Source organism: Bacillus sp. DX3.1 (genome assembly GCF_030292155.1).
GTDB lineage: Bacteria > Bacillota > Bacilli > Bacillales > Bacillaceae_G > Bacillus_A.
This window is the reverse complement of sequence record NZ_CP128153.1, coordinates 4,500,096-4,515,727: the sequence shown is the minus strand read 5'-3', so window position 1 is coordinate 4,515,727 and position 15,632 is coordinate 4,500,096. Positions and strand designations below refer to the sequence as shown.

The 15,632-nt window shown below is 35.7% G+C and carries 14 protein-coding genes and 2 pseudogenes; 11 read left to right on the top strand and 5 right to left on the bottom strand.

What is annotated here, in order from left to right; genetic code table 11:
• Positions 1–76: 76 nt before the first annotated feature.
• From menB to QRE67_RS22660, 6 genes and pseudogenes are all read left to right on the top strand, one after another.
• Entirely contained in the window at positions 77–895 is an 819-nt protein-coding gene (menB, locus tag QRE67_RS22685; protein WP_286122433.1) for a 1,4-dihydroxy-2-naphthoyl-CoA synthase, read from the top strand.
• Positions 896–1,093: 198 nt separating this feature from the next.
• Positions 1,094–2,539 carry an o-succinylbenzoate--CoA ligase gene (locus QRE67_RS22680; RefSeq protein WP_286122432.1) on the top strand — a complete coding sequence of 482 codons (1,446 nt, stop codon included), beginning with the start codon at positions 1,094–1,096 and terminating at the stop codon, positions 2,537–2,539.
• Positions 2,540–3,646 carry an o-succinylbenzoate synthase gene (gene menC, locus QRE67_RS22675; protein ID WP_286122431.1) on the top strand — a complete coding sequence of 369 codons (1,107 nt, stop codon included), beginning with the start codon at positions 2,540–2,542 and terminating at the stop codon, positions 3,644–3,646. It begins immediately after the preceding gene.
• Positions 3,647–3,650: 4 nt separating this feature from the next.
• Positions 3,651–3,953: a nucleotidyltransferase family protein gene (locus QRE67_RS22670; RefSeq protein WP_286122430.1), complete on the top strand. Its 303-nt coding sequence runs from the start codon at positions 3,651–3,653 to the stop codon at positions 3,951–3,953.
• 286 nt (positions 3,954–4,239) lie between these two features.
• Positions 4,240–4,398 carry a hypothetical protein gene (locus tag QRE67_RS22665; protein ID WP_286125393.1) on the top strand — a complete coding sequence of 53 codons (159 nt, stop codon included), beginning with the start codon at positions 4,240–4,242 and terminating at the stop codon, positions 4,396–4,398.
• Positions 4,335–4,499 (top strand): annotated as a pseudogene (locus QRE67_RS22660) (YjcZ family sporulation protein); the annotation flags it as partial. The gene QRE67_RS22665 and the pseudogene QRE67_RS22660, both read left to right, overlap by 64 nt.
• Positions 4,500–4,550: 51 nt before the next feature.
• On the opposite strand, the gene QRE67_RS22655 reads toward QRE67_RS22660, so the two are convergent.
• The 5 genes from QRE67_RS22655 to QRE67_RS22635 form a co-directional block, all read right to left on the bottom strand.
• Positions 4,551–6,533: an FtsX-like permease family protein gene (locus QRE67_RS22655; protein WP_286122429.1), complete on the bottom strand. Its 1,983-nt coding sequence runs from the start codon at positions 6,531–6,533 to the stop codon at positions 4,551–4,553.
• Positions 6,530–7,282, bottom strand: coding sequence for an ABC transporter ATP-binding protein (locus QRE67_RS22650; protein ID WP_286122428.1), 753 nt, complete (start codon positions 7,280–7,282; stop codon positions 6,530–6,532). The genes QRE67_RS22655 and QRE67_RS22650 overlap by 4 nt, the downstream gene beginning before the upstream one ends.
• A 176-nt stretch (positions 7,283–7,458) precedes the next feature.
• The gene (locus tag QRE67_RS22645; RefSeq protein ID WP_286122427.1) at positions 7,459–9,429 is read right to left on the bottom strand and encodes an FtsX-like permease family protein; all 1,971 of its coding nucleotides are present in this window, start codon (positions 9,427–9,429) and stop codon (positions 7,459–7,461) included.
• Between the two features lie 104 nt (positions 9,430–9,533).
• Positions 9,534–10,544 carry a sensor histidine kinase gene (locus tag QRE67_RS22640; protein ID WP_286122426.1) on the bottom strand — a complete coding sequence of 337 codons (1,011 nt, stop codon included), beginning with the start codon at positions 10,542–10,544 and terminating at the stop codon, positions 9,534–9,536.
• A gap of 2 nt (positions 10,545–10,546) precedes the next feature.
• Positions 10,547–11,242 carry a response regulator transcription factor gene (locus QRE67_RS22635; protein WP_286122425.1) on the bottom strand — a complete coding sequence of 232 codons (696 nt, stop codon included), beginning with the start codon at positions 11,240–11,242 and terminating at the stop codon, positions 10,547–10,549.
• Positions 11,243–11,441: 199 nt separating this feature from the next.
• Here QRE67_RS22635 and QRE67_RS22630 point away from each other — a divergent pair, with 199 nt between their 5' ends.
• The 5 genes and pseudogenes from QRE67_RS22630 to QRE67_RS22610 all read left to right on the top strand — a co-directional run bounded on the left by QRE67_RS22630 (position 11,442) and on the right by QRE67_RS22610 (position 15,455).
• Positions 11,442–11,714 (top strand): autorepressor SdpR family transcription factor, encoded by a 273-nt coding sequence (locus QRE67_RS22630; RefSeq protein ID WP_286122424.1) that lies wholly within the window; start codon positions 11,442–11,444, stop codon positions 11,712–11,714.
• A pseudogene (locus QRE67_RS22625) lies at positions 11,711–12,346 on the top strand (SdpI family protein). The gene QRE67_RS22630 and the pseudogene QRE67_RS22625 overlap by 4 nt, the downstream one beginning before the upstream one ends.
• Before the next feature lie 255 nt (positions 12,347–12,601).
• Positions 12,602–12,946, top strand: coding sequence for a DUF1648 domain-containing protein (locus tag QRE67_RS22620; RefSeq protein WP_286122423.1), 345 nt, complete (start codon positions 12,602–12,604; stop codon positions 12,944–12,946).
• A 228-nt stretch (positions 12,947–13,174) separates the two neighbouring features.
• Positions 13,175–13,891 (top strand): ABC transporter ATP-binding protein, encoded by a 717-nt coding sequence (locus QRE67_RS22615; protein WP_286122422.1) that lies wholly within the window; start codon positions 13,175–13,177, stop codon positions 13,889–13,891.
• A complete protein-coding gene (locus QRE67_RS22610; protein WP_286122421.1) occupies positions 13,881–15,455 on the top strand; it encodes a permease-like membrane multi-spanning protein in 1,575 nt (524 codons plus the stop codon). Before QRE67_RS22615 ends, QRE67_RS22610 begins: the two co-directional genes overlap by 11 nt.
• Positions 15,456–15,632 lie beyond the last annotated feature (177 nt).

The window sequence follows — 15,632 nt, the reverse complement described above, 5'->3', positions numbered from 1 at the left end:
GAGGAGCAGAACTTATAGAGCGTTAGCGTACGAGTTAGATCGAATGACTAGCGAAATAAAAAGGAGGTAATAATATATGGCAGTTGAATGGGTAAAAGAAGGTAATTACGAAGATATTATTTATTCCACATACAATGGTATCGCAAAAATTTCGATTAACCGCCCTGAAGTACATAATGCATTCCGTCCAAAGACGGTAATGGAGTTAATCAATGCATTTGCACACGCTCGCGATGATGCAAATGTTGGTGTTATCATTTTAACAGGTGAAGGTGGACGTGCATTCTGTTCTGGCGGTGACCAAAAGGTTCGCGGTCATGGCGGATATGTTGGTGAGGACCAAATCCCACGCTTAAATGTATTAGACTTACAACGTTTAATTCGCGCAATTCCTAAACCAGTTATCGCAATGGTAGCAGGTTATGCAATCGGTGGTGGCCACGTACTTCACATCGTATGTGACTTAACAATTGCAGCAGACAACGCTGTATTCGGACAAACTGGTCCTAAAGTAGGTAGCTTTGATGGTGGATACGGTGCTGGCTATTTAGCTCGTATGGTAGGTCATAAAAAAGCACGTGAAATTTGGTATCTATGCCGTCAATATAGTGCACAAGAAGCACTTGATATGGGCTTAGTAAACACAGTTGTTCCATTAGAACAACTTGAAGAAGAAACAGTACAATGGGCACAAGAAATTTTAGCAAACAGCCCAATGGCACTTCGTTTCTTAAAAGCTGCATTTAACGCAGATACAGATGGTTTAGCAGGTATTCAGCAATTAGCTGGCGATGCAACGCTATTGTACTACACAACTGACGAAGCAAAAGAAGGTCGTGATGCGTTCAAAGAAAAACGTAGCCCGAACTTTGATCAGTTCCCTCGTTTCCCTTGATCAAAAGCGGAAGCGGCTCGTTCAGAATAGGAGGGGGATGGAGCTTCTGACATAGAGGTGCTTTTTACCTCGGCGGAAGAAGCGAAGCCACCGACTATTCTAGCCGCTGTAGCTAGATAAGATAAAAGCGGAGCCGGAAAAACAGAGACTTGATGAATTCACATCAAGTCTCTTTCTGTAATGAAAGGAGATTATATAATGGAGACGATGCCCAATTGGTTGATGCAGCGTGCATTTTTAACACCAGAGCGTACTGCAATTGAAACGAAAGAGGAGATGAGCACATTTTTAGAACTGCATGAGAAAGTATTGTCTATTTGTGAACACCTTTCATATTTGCATGTAGAAAAAGGTACAAAAGTGGCTGTTCTGATGAAAAATAGTATCGAGATGATCACGGTGATTCACGCCCTATCTTATATAGGAGCTGCTGCTGTACTTCTTAATACACGTCTTTCAAGAGAAGAGCTACTTTGGCAAATGGAAGATGCTGAAGTATTTTGTTTGCTGACAGATCAAGAATTTGAGACGAAACAAGTACCTGTATATTCATTTGTAGAATTAGTAAGAGGACCGAAGCGAGCAGTGAGCGTGCAAACGGAATTTTCTTTAGAGCAGGCTATGACGATTATCTATACATCAGGTACAACGGGAAAACCAAAAGGCGTTATATTAACATACGGTAATCATTGGGCGAGTGCAGTTGGATCATCTCTTAATTTAGGGCTTCGTGAAGAGGATTGTTGGCTAGCATGTCTGCCGCTCTTTCATGTAGGTGGATTATCTCTTTTAATGAAAAATATAATATATGGCATGCGTATTTTACTTGTTCCGAAATACGACCCAGACTTTATTCATACCGCTTTGCAGACGCGAGGGGTTACGATGATATCTGTCGTCTCTAAAATGCTGACAGACCTATTAGAGAGGCTTGGAGAGGGCACATATCCAAAATCCTTACGGTGCGTATTATTAGGCGGAGGACCTGCCCCAAGACCGCTATTAGAAACATGTGTCGCAAAAGGGATTCCTGTATATCAAACATACGGTATGACGGAAACATCTTCGCAAATTTGTACGTTAGCAGCTGATTATATGTTAACGAAAGTTGGTTCAGCAGGAAAACCACTTTTTCTATGTCAACTTCGCATTGAAAATGGTGGAGAAGTGGCACCCTCTCACGTTGAAGGTGAAATTGTTGTAAAAGGCCCGAACGTGACGAGTGGTTATTTTAAACGTGAAGAAGCAACTCGTGAAACAGTGCGAGATGGTTGGCTTCATACTGGAGATCTTGGGTATTTGGATGAAGAGGGCTTCCTATATGTACTAGACCGCCGCAGTGATTTAATTATTTCAGGCGGAGAAAATATTTATCCCGCACAAATTGAAGAAGCACTGCTCGCACATTCGAAAGTGGTGGAAGCCGGTGTTGTCGGAAAAGCGGATGAAAAATGGGGGCAAGTGCCAGTTGCTTTTATTGTGAAAGCAGACCATGTAACAGAGGAAGAGCTTATCAGATTTTGTGAAGAAAAATTAGCGAGGTATAAAGTACCAAAAGAAATACATTTCTTATCTGAGCTACCACGTAATGCTTCCAAAAAATTATTAAGGCGGGAACTAAGGCAGTTACTGGAGGAAATGTAAATGCAAATAAAAAAGGCGACACTTTATATAACAGAAATGCCTCTTGTGATTCCTTTTGCGGCGAGTTATGGGACGTATGAAATGCGAGAAAGTATCATTATTGAACTAGAAGATACAGACGGGTATATCGGATTTGGAGAGGTCGTTGCTTTTTCAGAGCCATGGTATACAGAAGAGACAGTAACAACAGCGTTTCATATGCTTCAGGATTTTTTATTGCCAGATTTATTTAAAGCTGAGGTTACACATCCGAAAGAAATTCCTCACGTATTTCAGCATATCAAACGGAATCGGATGGCAAAAGCAGGAATAGAAGGAGCCATTTGGGACCTGTATGCGAAACGTCAAAATCAATCGTTAGCGAATTTACTTGGCGGAACGCAATCAGAAATTGAAGTCGGTGTGGTAATTGGTTTGGATACCGTTCCGAATATGTTAAAACGAATCGAAATGTACGCACAAGAAGGCTATAGACGTTTTAAAGTGAAAATAAAGCCAGAACTTGATTATGAGTTGCTCAGAGAAATACGCAAAGCATTTCCAAAGATTCCATTAATGGCAGATGCAAACTCCGCATATACGTTAACGAATATTGAACAGTTAAAACGATTGGATGAATTTGATTTAATGATGATTGAACAGCCGTTAGCTGATCACGATTTTCTTGATCATGCTGAGTTGCAAAAACAAATAGAAACACCTATTTGTTTAGATGAAAGTATTCATAGTTTAGAAGATGCAAGGGTGGCAATTACACTTGGGAGTTGTCGCATTGTGAATATTAAACCTGGAAGAGTGGGTGGACTAACGGAGTCGATTCAGATTCATGATTATTGTCAGCAGCATGATATACCTGTTTGGTGCGGCGGTATGGTGGAGATGGGAATTTCACGTGCACAAAACATTGCTTTAGCATCTTTGCCGAACTTTACAATTCCAGGTGATATTTCTGCTTCTAGTAGGCATTGGGAACAAGATATTATTACGCCCGAAGTGACGTTGCAAAGTGGAAAGGTTCTTGTACCTGAGAAAGCTAGGTTTGGATATGAAGTAAACCGGGTAAGACTAGAAGAAATCACAAAGCAACGCATTATATGTGAGAGGTGAAATCATGCAAGAGCAGGAAAAAATATTCCGCAATATACAAGCACGTCTATTAGCGACGCCATTTGTAAAAATTGCATATATTTTTGGTTCTCATGCACGAAAGGAAGCGACAAAGAAGTCTGATTATGATATTGCTATTGAAACAACCGATTGTAGTACTAAGGAGTTTCAGTGGCTATGGCTTCAATTAATGGAAGATATAGAGGGAAGATATAAAATTGATGTAGTTCATGTAAATACGCTCTCTAATGAACAATTAAAGAAGCGTATATTTCAAGAAGGAAAGCTGTTTGTGCAGCGTATATAAAGAGCCTACGATGATTTAACATCGTAGGCTCTTTATATTTTCTTCATCCCCCACCTCAAGATTCAGAGAAAACAAAGAAGATAGGTGAGGGATGAAGAACCCCCCCACTAATCAAAGTTTCACTTTATGTATATTTTCGCATTTTAAAATGAGATAAGCCTGTTTTTGGGAAAAACAAGCTTCCCATCTGTCTGCTAAACATAATATAAATTGAATCCGCTCATTTAGAACATGATAGGATCCCCTTGTTATTACGAATGATACTAAAGGAGGAATAGAGTAATGAGTGAAAAGGGCGATGACAGACACGATCACAGACACGATGACAGAAACGATCGCAGACACGATCGCAGACACGATGACAGACACGATCGCAGACACGATCACAGATGCGATGACAGACGCGATCACAGACACGGCTTCGGCGGTGGATTTGCGCTTCTAATTGTATTGTTTATTTTATTAATTATCATTGGTGCTAGCTGCTTCGGTGGTGGCGACTGTGGTTATGGTGGCTACGGCGGTTATGGCGGTTGTTATTGCTAACCTAAAAACTATGGAAAATAGCCTTGTGCAGTGTGCACAAGGCTATCTTATTCACAGTTTAATACGCTGTGATAATTTTTTGATGTAAAGTGAACGAATGAAGAAAAAGAAAATGATCTCGACAACACCGAATAATACGAAAACAAATACTAATTCTTTTGCTAATGGAAGTGCGAGTGTACTTTGTAAAAATTTAATAGCAAATATCGTGTGAATCGATGCGATGACATAAGGAACAAAGAACAAAATAGCAAGTTGAATCGTAGCTGAACGTATCATTTCTGTTGCTTGTAAGCCAATTTTTGTAATCGTAATATATTTTTCTTCTTCTCTCGTTAGATCAGTGTACATCCGGAAGTAGAGTACACTAGCTGCTCCAATAAAGAAGATGACGCCGAGAAACGTACCGATAAAGAAACCGGCGACATTGCTTTGTTTATCCTGCTGTAGTTCATCACTAGCTGTGAAAATACTGAATGGAATTTCTTTTTGTATGCCGTCCTCTTGTTCTTCAGGTTTCGAAATATTATTGCTGTCTTGATTAATAACTTTTAATATATTTTTTGTCGGTAAAAGTGTATTTTCCCAATCTTCAACTACATAATTATAGATTGTCACAGTTTCGATATGAGGAATCATCGTCTCAACTACATTATCTTGCATAACAATCATATGAGGAAGTGCAAATTGTGGCTCAAGTGTTTGTTCGGAAAAGCCTTTTATATGAAATGTTTTTTTATTAGATTCTATTGTAATAGTGTCTCTTTTTATAAAAGGGCTTGTAAATAAATTTAATGTAGCCGGTGAAAATTTAGAAATAATATACGTTTCCGTTTCGTTTAGTTGGATCTCCGGTCTGTTTAGTAGTCTAGAAAGGGTATTATAGTCACTTTCTTTCATAATCATAATATCATTTTCAAAAGCTTTATCTTTTAGAACAACAGACCTATGCTTTTTATATTGAAATTGATAGTTTGTTAGTTCTTTTTCAATTGTAGCAGTATGCTTTTCTTCTAATGGATTTTCGCTATTAGATATATACGTGAAAGGCATCGGATAAAGTTCTAGAATAGCTGCTTTTGTGTAATTGTTCGTTGCAAACAGCGATGTAATAATTGTAAAAGCAAGTGCGGATAGCATTGTTACAATGAAGAGCATATTAATATTGCCACGGGTACGTGCGGCTAAATCAGAGATCCAAAGCATATTAATTTGTTTCATGTAGAAACGGCGTCTCTTTTTTAATAGCCAAATGAAAAGAAAAATGGTTTGTGAAAATAGTAAATAGGTTCCGATTGTTACCAGTGGCAAAATGGCGAAGACTGTAAGAAAGGCAGTGCCATTTTTAATACTTTCTTCTGTTATATAATTTTGCGGGAATCCGGCAATATAATAACATGTCCCTAAACAAGTTAAACCAAAAAGAGAAATGATAATAGAAGGCCTTTTCTCTTTTTTATTTTGGATATCCCCTTTTGTTAAACGCACTGTTTTACGCGTACGAATTAATATAGGTGTAAATGTAGAAACGATAAAGAATAAGATAATAAATGTAATGGTTGTCATTGTAATGGCCTCTGTTGGCCAATATAAATATAGTCCTTTTGCACCGGTTAATTTTGAGGTAATCAATAGAAAAAAGTTAGAAAAGACAAGCCCAATCTGAATACCAACAAAAATCGATAATAATCCGATTATCATATTTTCCATAAAAACAAGTCGCTTTAGTTGTTTCTTTGAAATACCGAGAACCGTTAAAATGCCAAATTGTTTTTTGCGTACTTTTAAAAATGTCCCGATAGAATAAAGGAGAAAAAAGAACGAGAACATGACGATGACAAATTGGGCCATCCCAATTAAATTCATAAGAGGTCCTCGTTCTTGAAAATCTTGTAAGCCTTGTAATTGCGGATGATATACATATACAGCAAACGAAAAGAAAACCATAATCGAAAAAGCACTGCTTACAAAATAGGCGAAATATGCTTGTGAGTTACGCGTGACATTTTTAAATGCAAACTGCCAAAATGTCATCCACGTCTGCCTCCTAGTAGTGCTAACACATCTAGAATTTCTTGATAAAACTTTTCACGATGCAGGCCACGGTGTAATTCGTTATACAGTCCTCCGTCTTTAATAAAAATGATACGGTTGCAGTAGCTAGCCGCAAATGGATCATGTGTTACCATTAAAATAGTAGCCTGTTCTTCTTTATTTAACTTTGTAAAAAGCTCCATTACATCGATAGCAGCCTTGGAATCTAAATTTCCTGTTGGTTCATCGGCGAGCAGTAAAGAAGGGTTATGAATAACAGCGCGAGCAACTGCTGTACGCTGTGCTTGTCCACCAGAAACTTCAAAAATTCGTTTGTTTAAAATATGATCAATTCCAAGCTTTTTGGAAATGATATCTAATTTCTTATCCATTTCTTTAAGAGGAACATTATCTAACGTTAATGGTAATACAATATTTTCACCAATTGTTAATGTATCTAACAAATTAAAGTTTTGGAAGACAAAGCCCAACTCTTGGCGACGGAAAACGGCTAGTTTTTCTCTGCGGAATGTGTGCGGCTGTTTTCCATTAATAAAAACTTCTCCAGCAGTAGGGGAATCAATTGTTGAAATCACGTTTAAAAAAGTGGATTTACCGCTTCCGGAAGGACCCATAATTGCGACAAATTCACCTTTATCTACATGTAAATTAATATTTTTTAAAGCGGTATGAGGGACTTTTCCCTCATACACTTTTGAGACATTTTTAATGTGTAATACTTCTTCCATAAAAAATCACCTTTCTGGCTCTTATTCCATTTATCCCGCTGTTTACAGGCAGTAATACTCCCACCTCAAAATTCAGCGGAAGTAAAGAAGTTATAAGATTACCTGTAAACTCCCGATTGATGAAGGCTCATAATCAGTGAAAGATGAAGAAAACACTCACTGATTAAAGTTTCACTTTATAACTTAGTGTGCTGCGATAATTTTTGTATATAGAGTGAACGAATTAAAAAGAAAAAGAGAATTTCAATCGTTCCAAAAATCGTAAGAACTACTGTAACTTCAGCAAATAATGATAAGTTTATTATTTCTTGCAGCATTTTAGTAGCAAATATCGTATGAATGGAGGCCATAATATATGGAACAAAGAATAAAATGGCAAGCTGAATCGTAGCTGAGCGCTTCATCTCAGATTCTGTTAAACCAATTTTTGTCATCGTAATATATTTTTCATGTTCATTTGTTAAATCTGTATACATACGGAAATAAAGGACGCTTCCAGCACCAATAAAGAAAATCACGCCAAGGAATGTACCAATAAGAAAGAATGAAGCAGCACTTAATTTTATCTCATAAAGTGAATTACTTGCTTCGTCCATATAATATAAAGGTTCTTTAGTTGGGATTTTTTTTCGCTCTGTTTGCAATTTATTCATATATTCCGCTGCAATTGTATTTGTCTTTTCCCAATTTTGTACTTGAAAGTTATACAACGTTCTATGTTCCATGCTATTTGAGAAGGCATGTACTGTATCATCAGATAAAATCATTATCTGTTGCACCCTTCCAGTTGGTATAATGCTAAAGTTCTCATAACCTTTTACGCGTAATGTAAGTGAATTTTGAGAAATTGTAACGTTTTTTTGCCTGGAGTGTTCTTCTAATGCACCAACTAAATTTTGATATCCGTGTCCAGGTAGTAAATATGTTTCATTATCTTTGACAAAAAGGTGTTTGAGCTTTAAAGCAGTAGCAAGCTCGTTATAGTCACTTTGTTTTAATACAAATGCTTCTCTGTCGTAGGGAGTGTTAGCATTCTTTTCCAATGATACTGCATATAAATCTGTTTTGAACTTTTTATATTCAAATTGTTCTTCGCTAAGCTGTTGTTCTAACCATTCCATATGCTGGGAAACAAGTGGGTTGGCATCGTATGAAATATAGGTGAATGGGAATGGTTTATTTTTTGTAACATCAAATTTTGTAAATTTCCCGAATCCATATATAAATGTAATCATTGTAAAAGCAAGGGTTGATAGCATAGCTACAATAAAGAGCATGTTAATATTTGTACGAATACGGCTTGCTAAATCAGAAATCCACAGCATATTAATTCGTTTCATATAAAACTTTCGTCTCGTCTTCAAAATACGAATGAGCAAGAAACTAATTTGTGAAAAGAAAAAATACGTTCCAATTGCAACAAGTGAAGGAATCACAAAAACACTAGAAACAATATATAGAGCGCCTATTTCAGACCCAAATGATATGAAATATTTTGGATTCCCTGCTAATACATATCCAGATAGCAAACATATAGCACCAAATAGAGAAATGAGTATAGATGGCTTTCGCTCTTTTTGTTTCACATTCCCTTCTTTTAGAAGACGCACAACTTTACGTGTTTTGATTAACATGGGAGTGAAAGCTGAGACAAAGATAAAGAGCCCAAGAAAGACTGTCATTGTTAAAATGATGGGCCATGTTGGCCAATATAAATACAATCCTGGAATATACGTAATTTTTGCAGTTACCAATAAGAAAAATTGTGAAAAAACAAGTCCAAATTGAATCCCAACAAAGATAGATAATATGCCAATTAACATATTTTCCATGAAAACAAGGCGTTTTAATTGCTTCCTCGATATTCCTAAAACGGTTAAAACCCCAAATTGTTTTTTTCGAACCTTTAAGAAGGTGCCGATGGAATAAAGCAAGAAGAAAAAGGAGAAAAACACAATGACTACTTCCGAAAATATCATTAATGCAGAAATTCCATCAACCATGCTAGAATTCTGTAATCGAGGATGAAATAAATACACCGCAAATGAAAAGAAAATAGCAATTGAAAATGAACTGCTTAAGAAATAAGCAAAATAAGCCCGGGAGTTACGAGAAACATTTTTAAATGCAAACTGCCAAAAAGTCATAATGTATGCCTCCCCGGTAAAAAATATTTTTACATGTGTTGTAAAAAATGTATGAGAGTGATTTCTCATACATTTTTACGAAGTGTTTTATTTTCATCAATGTGTCACCTTTCATGCCCATTCACTTGATTGTTCGCAGCGTTATGGAAGATGATTTTGATGCTTGTACCTTTGTCTACTTCGGATTCTAATTTCACAGAATGGCCTAAATAAGAGCAAATTTTACTTACAATATAAAGTCCCATACCAGTTGATTCTCCAAAAGTACGTCCATTTTTCCCAGTGTAAAATGGCTCAAATACTCTTCGAACATCTTCCTGCGGGATACCGACACCTTCATCACGAACTTCTAAAATGATATCTTTGCCGTTTTGGTAAGCAGATAAGAATACTTTCTTTCCTCTTCCGCCAGAATAGCGAACGGCATTTGTCATTAATTGATAAATAATAAACTTTAACCATTTTGCATCAGAAGCCACCATCAAATCTGAATGGACTTCCAAAACAGGAAAGACACCATTTCGAATGAACAGCTCTTTTAAACTGTTTATATTTTTTGTTACGGCATCTTTTAATGAAATAGTTTCTACATGAAAATCTTCATGGAAGTTATTTAACCGTGCCATATATAGCGCCATATCAAGTCCTTGATTTAACTTTTCCAACTCTTGTTTATACTGTGGAATGAGGTGCTCATCTTCCATTTCAAGCACCATAAGCTGCATAACAGAAACCGGTGTTTTCATTTGATGCACCCAGTGGTTAATAAATAATTGATGCTCTTGTTGTTTTACTTCATATGTTTGCAATTCTTTTTGGAATAGATGGTATTGCGTACGAATAAGCTCGTTTACACCATGAGGCAGAGGAGCTACTGCTCTTTCAATAAACGCATCTTCCATCTTTTCAGGTGGTTCGCTTAATCGATTGTATAATCTACGATTTCGAACGTAGCGATAAGCAAGGAAACAGATGAATAAGTACATGCTTAATACAATAAAATAAAATTTATTGTTCTGAAATCCATCGACTGCATCATAAAGAATAAAAATGATACCAAAGTTTAACGCATAAAGAACAAAAAACGCAAAATGATCACGTAAAAATAATTTCATTCTTATTCACTCCAAGATGCGTTAAAACGATACCCTAATCCGCGTACTGTTTCAATTGCATTTTCGATACCAAGTTCAGTGAATTTTTTACGAAGGCGCGTAATATTTACGTTTAATGTATTTTCTTCAACGAAGCTTTCATCATCCCAAAGTGCGGCTAATAAATCTTCACGGCTTGCTGTGCGAGGATGTTTCGATAACAACATTTCTGCTAAAATTGCTTCTTTCTTTGTTAGTAATACTTGCTCAGTGCCAAAGTGAAGTTCTGGACGTTCAGGGTATAATTTTAAACCTTCTACGTCTACAATACGTTCTGAAATATTCGGGGCATAGTCACCGTAAATGCGACGTAATTGGCCTTTAATTTTCGCCATAACAACATCATAGTGGAACGGCTTTGTAATATAATCATCCGCACCGCTCTCAATCGCCATAATTTGCTCCATTTCACCAGCACGAGCCGAAATGAAAATGATTGGACAAGTAGATTCATGACGAATTTGACGGCACCAGTAGAAGCCATCGAATTTTGGTAAGTTTACATCTAATAGAACAAGATGTGGTTTTACTTCATTAAAAGAAACCATAACATCATCAAAATTATCAGCAATAACTGCATCATAGCCGTATTTTTGAATGTGAGTTTGAAGTAAAGACGAGATATTTGGGTCGTCTTCAACGATTAAAACTTTGTACATATGTGTCTTCCTCCTCAAAACGATTGTAGCTATAGTGTACCATGTGTTTCATGTCTTTTCATTATGTTGAAAGGAATGCTAGTAAACAGTAAAAGTCAAAAGAGGAAAAAGGGCTATGGATATCATTGACAATTTGTAGTTTTTATTTTAGCATTTAGATAAATATCTAAATGTCTAATTAGTGAAAGGAAGAAAGACATTGAACCAAGCATTTAAAGCATTAGCAGATCCAACAAGGCGAAAAATATTAGATTTATTAAAAGAAGGGAACTTAACAGCTGGCGAAATTGCCGAACACTTCAATATGACAAAGCCGAGTATTTCGCATCATTTAAATGCATTGAAAAATGCTGAATTAATACAAGATGAAAAAAGAGGACAATTCGTTGTGTACTCCTTAAACACAACCGTTTTTCAAGATTTATTAACTTGGGTGTTTACGTTTACGAATAAAGGGGGAGATGAGAAGTGAAGAAACATATCTTTGCAATTATATTAATTCTTACAGCATGTTTAGCATGGGCGATTTCTTGGTCACATTTGCCTGATACGATTGCAACGCATTGGAGCGGTGGTACCGCAGATGGGTATTCGTCTAAATTAACTGGAATGATGACCATGGTTGGTATCATGATTGGTTTATAGGTATTTCTGAATATCTTACCGAAGATTGATCCAAAGAAAGAGAATTATAAGAAGTTTCCTAAAGGCTTTATGATGATGAATAATGCATTATTAGTAGTCTTATTTATAGGAAATATGGCTGTTATCACAAGTGGACTGGGATATAATATATTTCTTCATCGGGTGCCAGAATTACTTGTTGGTATTTTATTTTTAATAGTCGGTAATTATTTACCACAGTGTAAACCAAGTTTCTTCGTTGGAATGCGCAATCCATGGACATTGAGTAATGAAGAAGTATGGCGGAAAACACATCGCTTTAGCGGAAAAGTATTTGTAGCTTTAGGACTTATCATGATCGTAAGTATTTTTGTACCAGCTGATTGGAGATCTTATTTGATGCTTGCAATGATATTAGTTGCTGTCATACTGACTAATTTATATTCTTATGTTTTATATAAAAAAGAAATGCAATTGTAAATAGAAGGAACTACTCTTTAGGATAGGTTGGAAGTAATAAAAGTAGGTGTTTCGTAATTACTCAGCGATACTAGTCAAATTATGTATTCGTATTTTCTATGTGCTAACGGGTAGTAATACTCAGTGGGGGATGGAAAACAACCCCACTGAGTAAAATTTCGCTTTAAGAGTCTGAATATTTAGATTGATAGCGTTTTAATTTTGAAGAGGTTTTATCCTGATATTCGATTATTAAGTATTATATATGTTTGCTGAATGGAGGAAAAGATGATGAAAAAGAAAATTGATTTAACATGTATGATAAGTTCTGTGGTTTGTTTATTACCAATGATATTATCGGTTGTTTTATATAGTGATTTACCCGAACAAATCCCAATTCATTGGGATGTTAAAGGGAATCCTGATAAGTATGCAAGTAAAACGATAGCAGCTTTTGGATTACCATTGTTTATGTTCGTTGCTAATGTAATCGTTCATTTTGTGTTGAATTATTCTTCTAAAAATAAAAAAATGTCGAAAGCGAAAATATTAGTAACGAAGTGGTTAATTCCTGTATTATCGTTAATCCTTATTCCGGTATGTCTACTAATTTCTAAGTGATGCTTTAATGTAAAATAAAAGCCCTAGAATTTATCCAATCTTTAAATCTATGGTTTCCTTTCAAACTTATTGAAGAGATTCATATATTCTTCAATATTAAATAGTAATAATTCAAATAAAAATTGTGTGAATTTTAGAAAAATAATGTAAGAATTGTATTCCTTGTCATGTAACTTAAATACATTTAGTTGATTCTATACTAGTGCAGATAGTTTGGAGGAGAGAATAATGTTAGAAATAATCAATTTTAGCAAAACATACAAAGGTGGTAGGAAAGCAGTTGATAATTTGAATCTTACTGTTCAAGCAGGAGATATTTTTGGATTTATCGGACACAACGGTGCGGGGAAAAGTACAACGATTAAGTCACTAGTGGGTGTTATAGACTTCGAAGAGGGTGAAATTTTTGTTGATGGGCATTCAGTAAAAAAGGATCCTATTGCGTGTAAGAAAGTAATGGCATATATTCCTGATAATCCAGATTTATACGAGCAATTAACAGGAATTCAATATTTAAATTTTGTTGCTGATGTTTTTGGAGTGTCTGCAAAAGATAGGGAAGAACGGATACAAAAATATGGGGATGCTTTTGAGATTACGGCATATTTGGGAGATTTAATATCTTCCTACTCACACGGTATGAAACAAAAAGTAGCGATTATATCGGCAGTTTTGCATAATCCGAAATTATTAGTTTTGGATGAACCTTTTGTCGGTCTTGATCCAAAGGCAGCTATAGTATTAAAGAATATTATGAAGGAACTTTGTGAAACGGGCAGTGCGATTTTTTTTTCTACCCATGTCTTAGATGTGGCAGAAAAATTATGTAACAAGATAGCGATGATCAATAAAGGAAAACTAGCAATTTCAGGGGAAGTAAAGTCTCTCATAAAGGAAAATTCATTAGAAGAGCTCTTTATGAAGGTGCTTGCTGATGAAAAATAATACGCTCGCTCTTTTAAAAATCCGTCTGATAACGCAGCTAGGTCTCAATACTTTTAAATATGAAAAAGATAAGAAAAAGAAGCAGAATAAAATTTTGATTTCAGTATCTCTTACCTTGGTTGCTGTAATGTTGATGTTATATTGTGGAGCCGCAGCATATGGATTGGTGGAACTTAGAATAACAGAAGTCATTCCAGTTTATGCACTCGTTCTTAGTAGTGTATTGACTTTAGTTTTCACCATGTTTAAGGCGAATGGAGAGCTTTTTGCTTTTAAGGATTATGATTTCGTGATGTCATTACCGATTCGCGTAAGTACAGTTATTGCTAGTAGATTTTTGTATTTATACGTGCTAAATACGGTCTTTTCAATGATAGTCATGTTACCAATGGGCGTTGTTTATTGTATATATGCGAAACCATCAGTTTCTTTCTATTTTATGTGGTTCATCAGTCTGTTTACAGCATCTTTAATTCTAACAACGATTGCAGCAGTTTTTGGAGCATGTATTACAGCAATCGCCTCTAAATTTAGAAATACGAATAGAGTAACGACGATTTTAAGTATTATGGTAATTGTTATATCTAGCTTCTTCATGATAAAAATGAGAAATACGAAATATAGCTTGAATGATCTTAATGGGATTGGAGCAATCGTTTCAGAGCAATTGGCTAAAGTGTATCCGCCCGCCAACATTTTTCAAAAAGCAATTGTGGATGCTGATATGGGAGCTTTTATCTTTTTTGTTGGGATATCAGTTATTTGGTATTATCTTTTTGTAAAAATACTCTCTCTTAAATATAAGCAAATCAACACAGGTATTTCTACGTATCATATGCGTTCAAATTATAAGATCGATAGTATGAAAAAAGAAAACGTATTGATTGCATTATATAAAAAAGAATTGACGCGTTTCTTTGGTTCTTCAGTATATGTAATAAATAGTGGCATGGGCGTTGTGATTGCGATAGCTTTCTCACTTGCAGTAGTTGTGGTAGGGCCGAGTAAATTAATAAGCTATCCTGGCATCGAAATGATTTTGCCAGGGGTTGCACCATTTGCGATTTCAGCAATAATTTCGATGACATGTACAACTTGTGTGTCATTGTCGTTAGAGGGAAAAAACGTATGGATCATCAAGTCATTGCCTCTTACACCCAAAGTTATTTATGACAGTAAGATTTTGATGAACCTTTCGCTGAGTATACCTGCATCAATTATTAGCGCTATACTTATGATTATAGGTTTAAAGCCAGATGTTTGGACTTCTATTTTAATCGTAATTACCCCGTTAACATATTCATTTTTTTCAGCGATATGGGGGATCTTTATTAATAATCGATTTGCTTATTATGACTGGGAGTCAGAAACACAAGTAGTGAAACAGAGTGTGGGATCTTTTGTTGGCATGTTTGGAGGCCTGATTATGGCTGGTATACCTGGCTTATTAGTAGGTACTGCTACGATATCGAACTATAGGGTATTTACTTTTGTAGTTGTTGTAGCACTTTCTATTATTACCACGTTACTGTATAACAATGAATCTAGAAAAAGTATAAGGTGAAACGATAGCACTAAGTTTGTAATTCATAATTGAATCGTAACTATATTCTAAAAAGCACTCATTTATAAGATGGGTGCTTTTTACCTTACAGAATTGTAAGGTTCATGTAATGAGAATGAATAGATGCCTCTATATCCGAATGCTATAGTAACAAAGTAGTTATTTCATCATGTTAAG

Coding starts and splice junctions, on each gene's coding strand:
- QRE67_RS22680 (WP_286122432.1), top strand. CDS start 1,094: ATGGAGACGATGCCCAATTGGTTGATGCAGCGTGCATTTTTAACACCA.
- QRE67_RS22670 (WP_286122430.1), top strand. CDS start 3,651: ATGCAAGAGCAGGAAAAAATATTCCGCAATATACAAGCACGTCTATTA.
- QRE67_RS22655 (WP_286122429.1), bottom strand. CDS start 6,533: ATGACATTTTGGCAGTTTGCATTTAAAAATGTCACGCGTAACTCACAA.
- menC (WP_286122431.1), top strand. CDS start 2,540: ATGCAAATAAAAAAGGCGACACTTTATATAACAGAAATGCCTCTTGTG.
- QRE67_RS22635 (WP_286122425.1), bottom strand. CDS start 11,242: ATGTACAAAGTTTTAATCGTTGAAGACGACCCAAATATCTCGTCTTTA.
- QRE67_RS22650 (WP_286122428.1), bottom strand. CDS start 7,282: ATGGAAGAAGTATTACACATTAAAAATGTCTCAAAAGTGTATGAGGGA.
- QRE67_RS22615 (WP_286122422.1), top strand. CDS start 13,175: ATGTTAGAAATAATCAATTTTAGCAAAACATACAAAGGTGGTAGGAAA.
- QRE67_RS22610 (WP_286122421.1), top strand. CDS start 13,881: ATGAAAAATAATACGCTCGCTCTTTTAAAAATCCGTCTGATAACGCAG.
- menB (WP_286122433.1), top strand. CDS start 77: ATGGCAGTTGAATGGGTAAAAGAAGGTAATTACGAAGATATTATTTAT.
- QRE67_RS22620 (WP_286122423.1), top strand. CDS start 12,602: ATGGAGGAAAAGATGATGAAAAAGAAAATTGATTTAACATGTATGATA.
- QRE67_RS22640 (WP_286122426.1), bottom strand. CDS start 10,544: ATGAAATTATTTTTACGTGATCATTTTGCGTTTTTTGTTCTTTATGCG.
- QRE67_RS22645 (WP_286122427.1), bottom strand. CDS start 9,429: ATGACTTTTTGGCAGTTTGCATTTAAAAATGTTTCTCGTAACTCCCGG.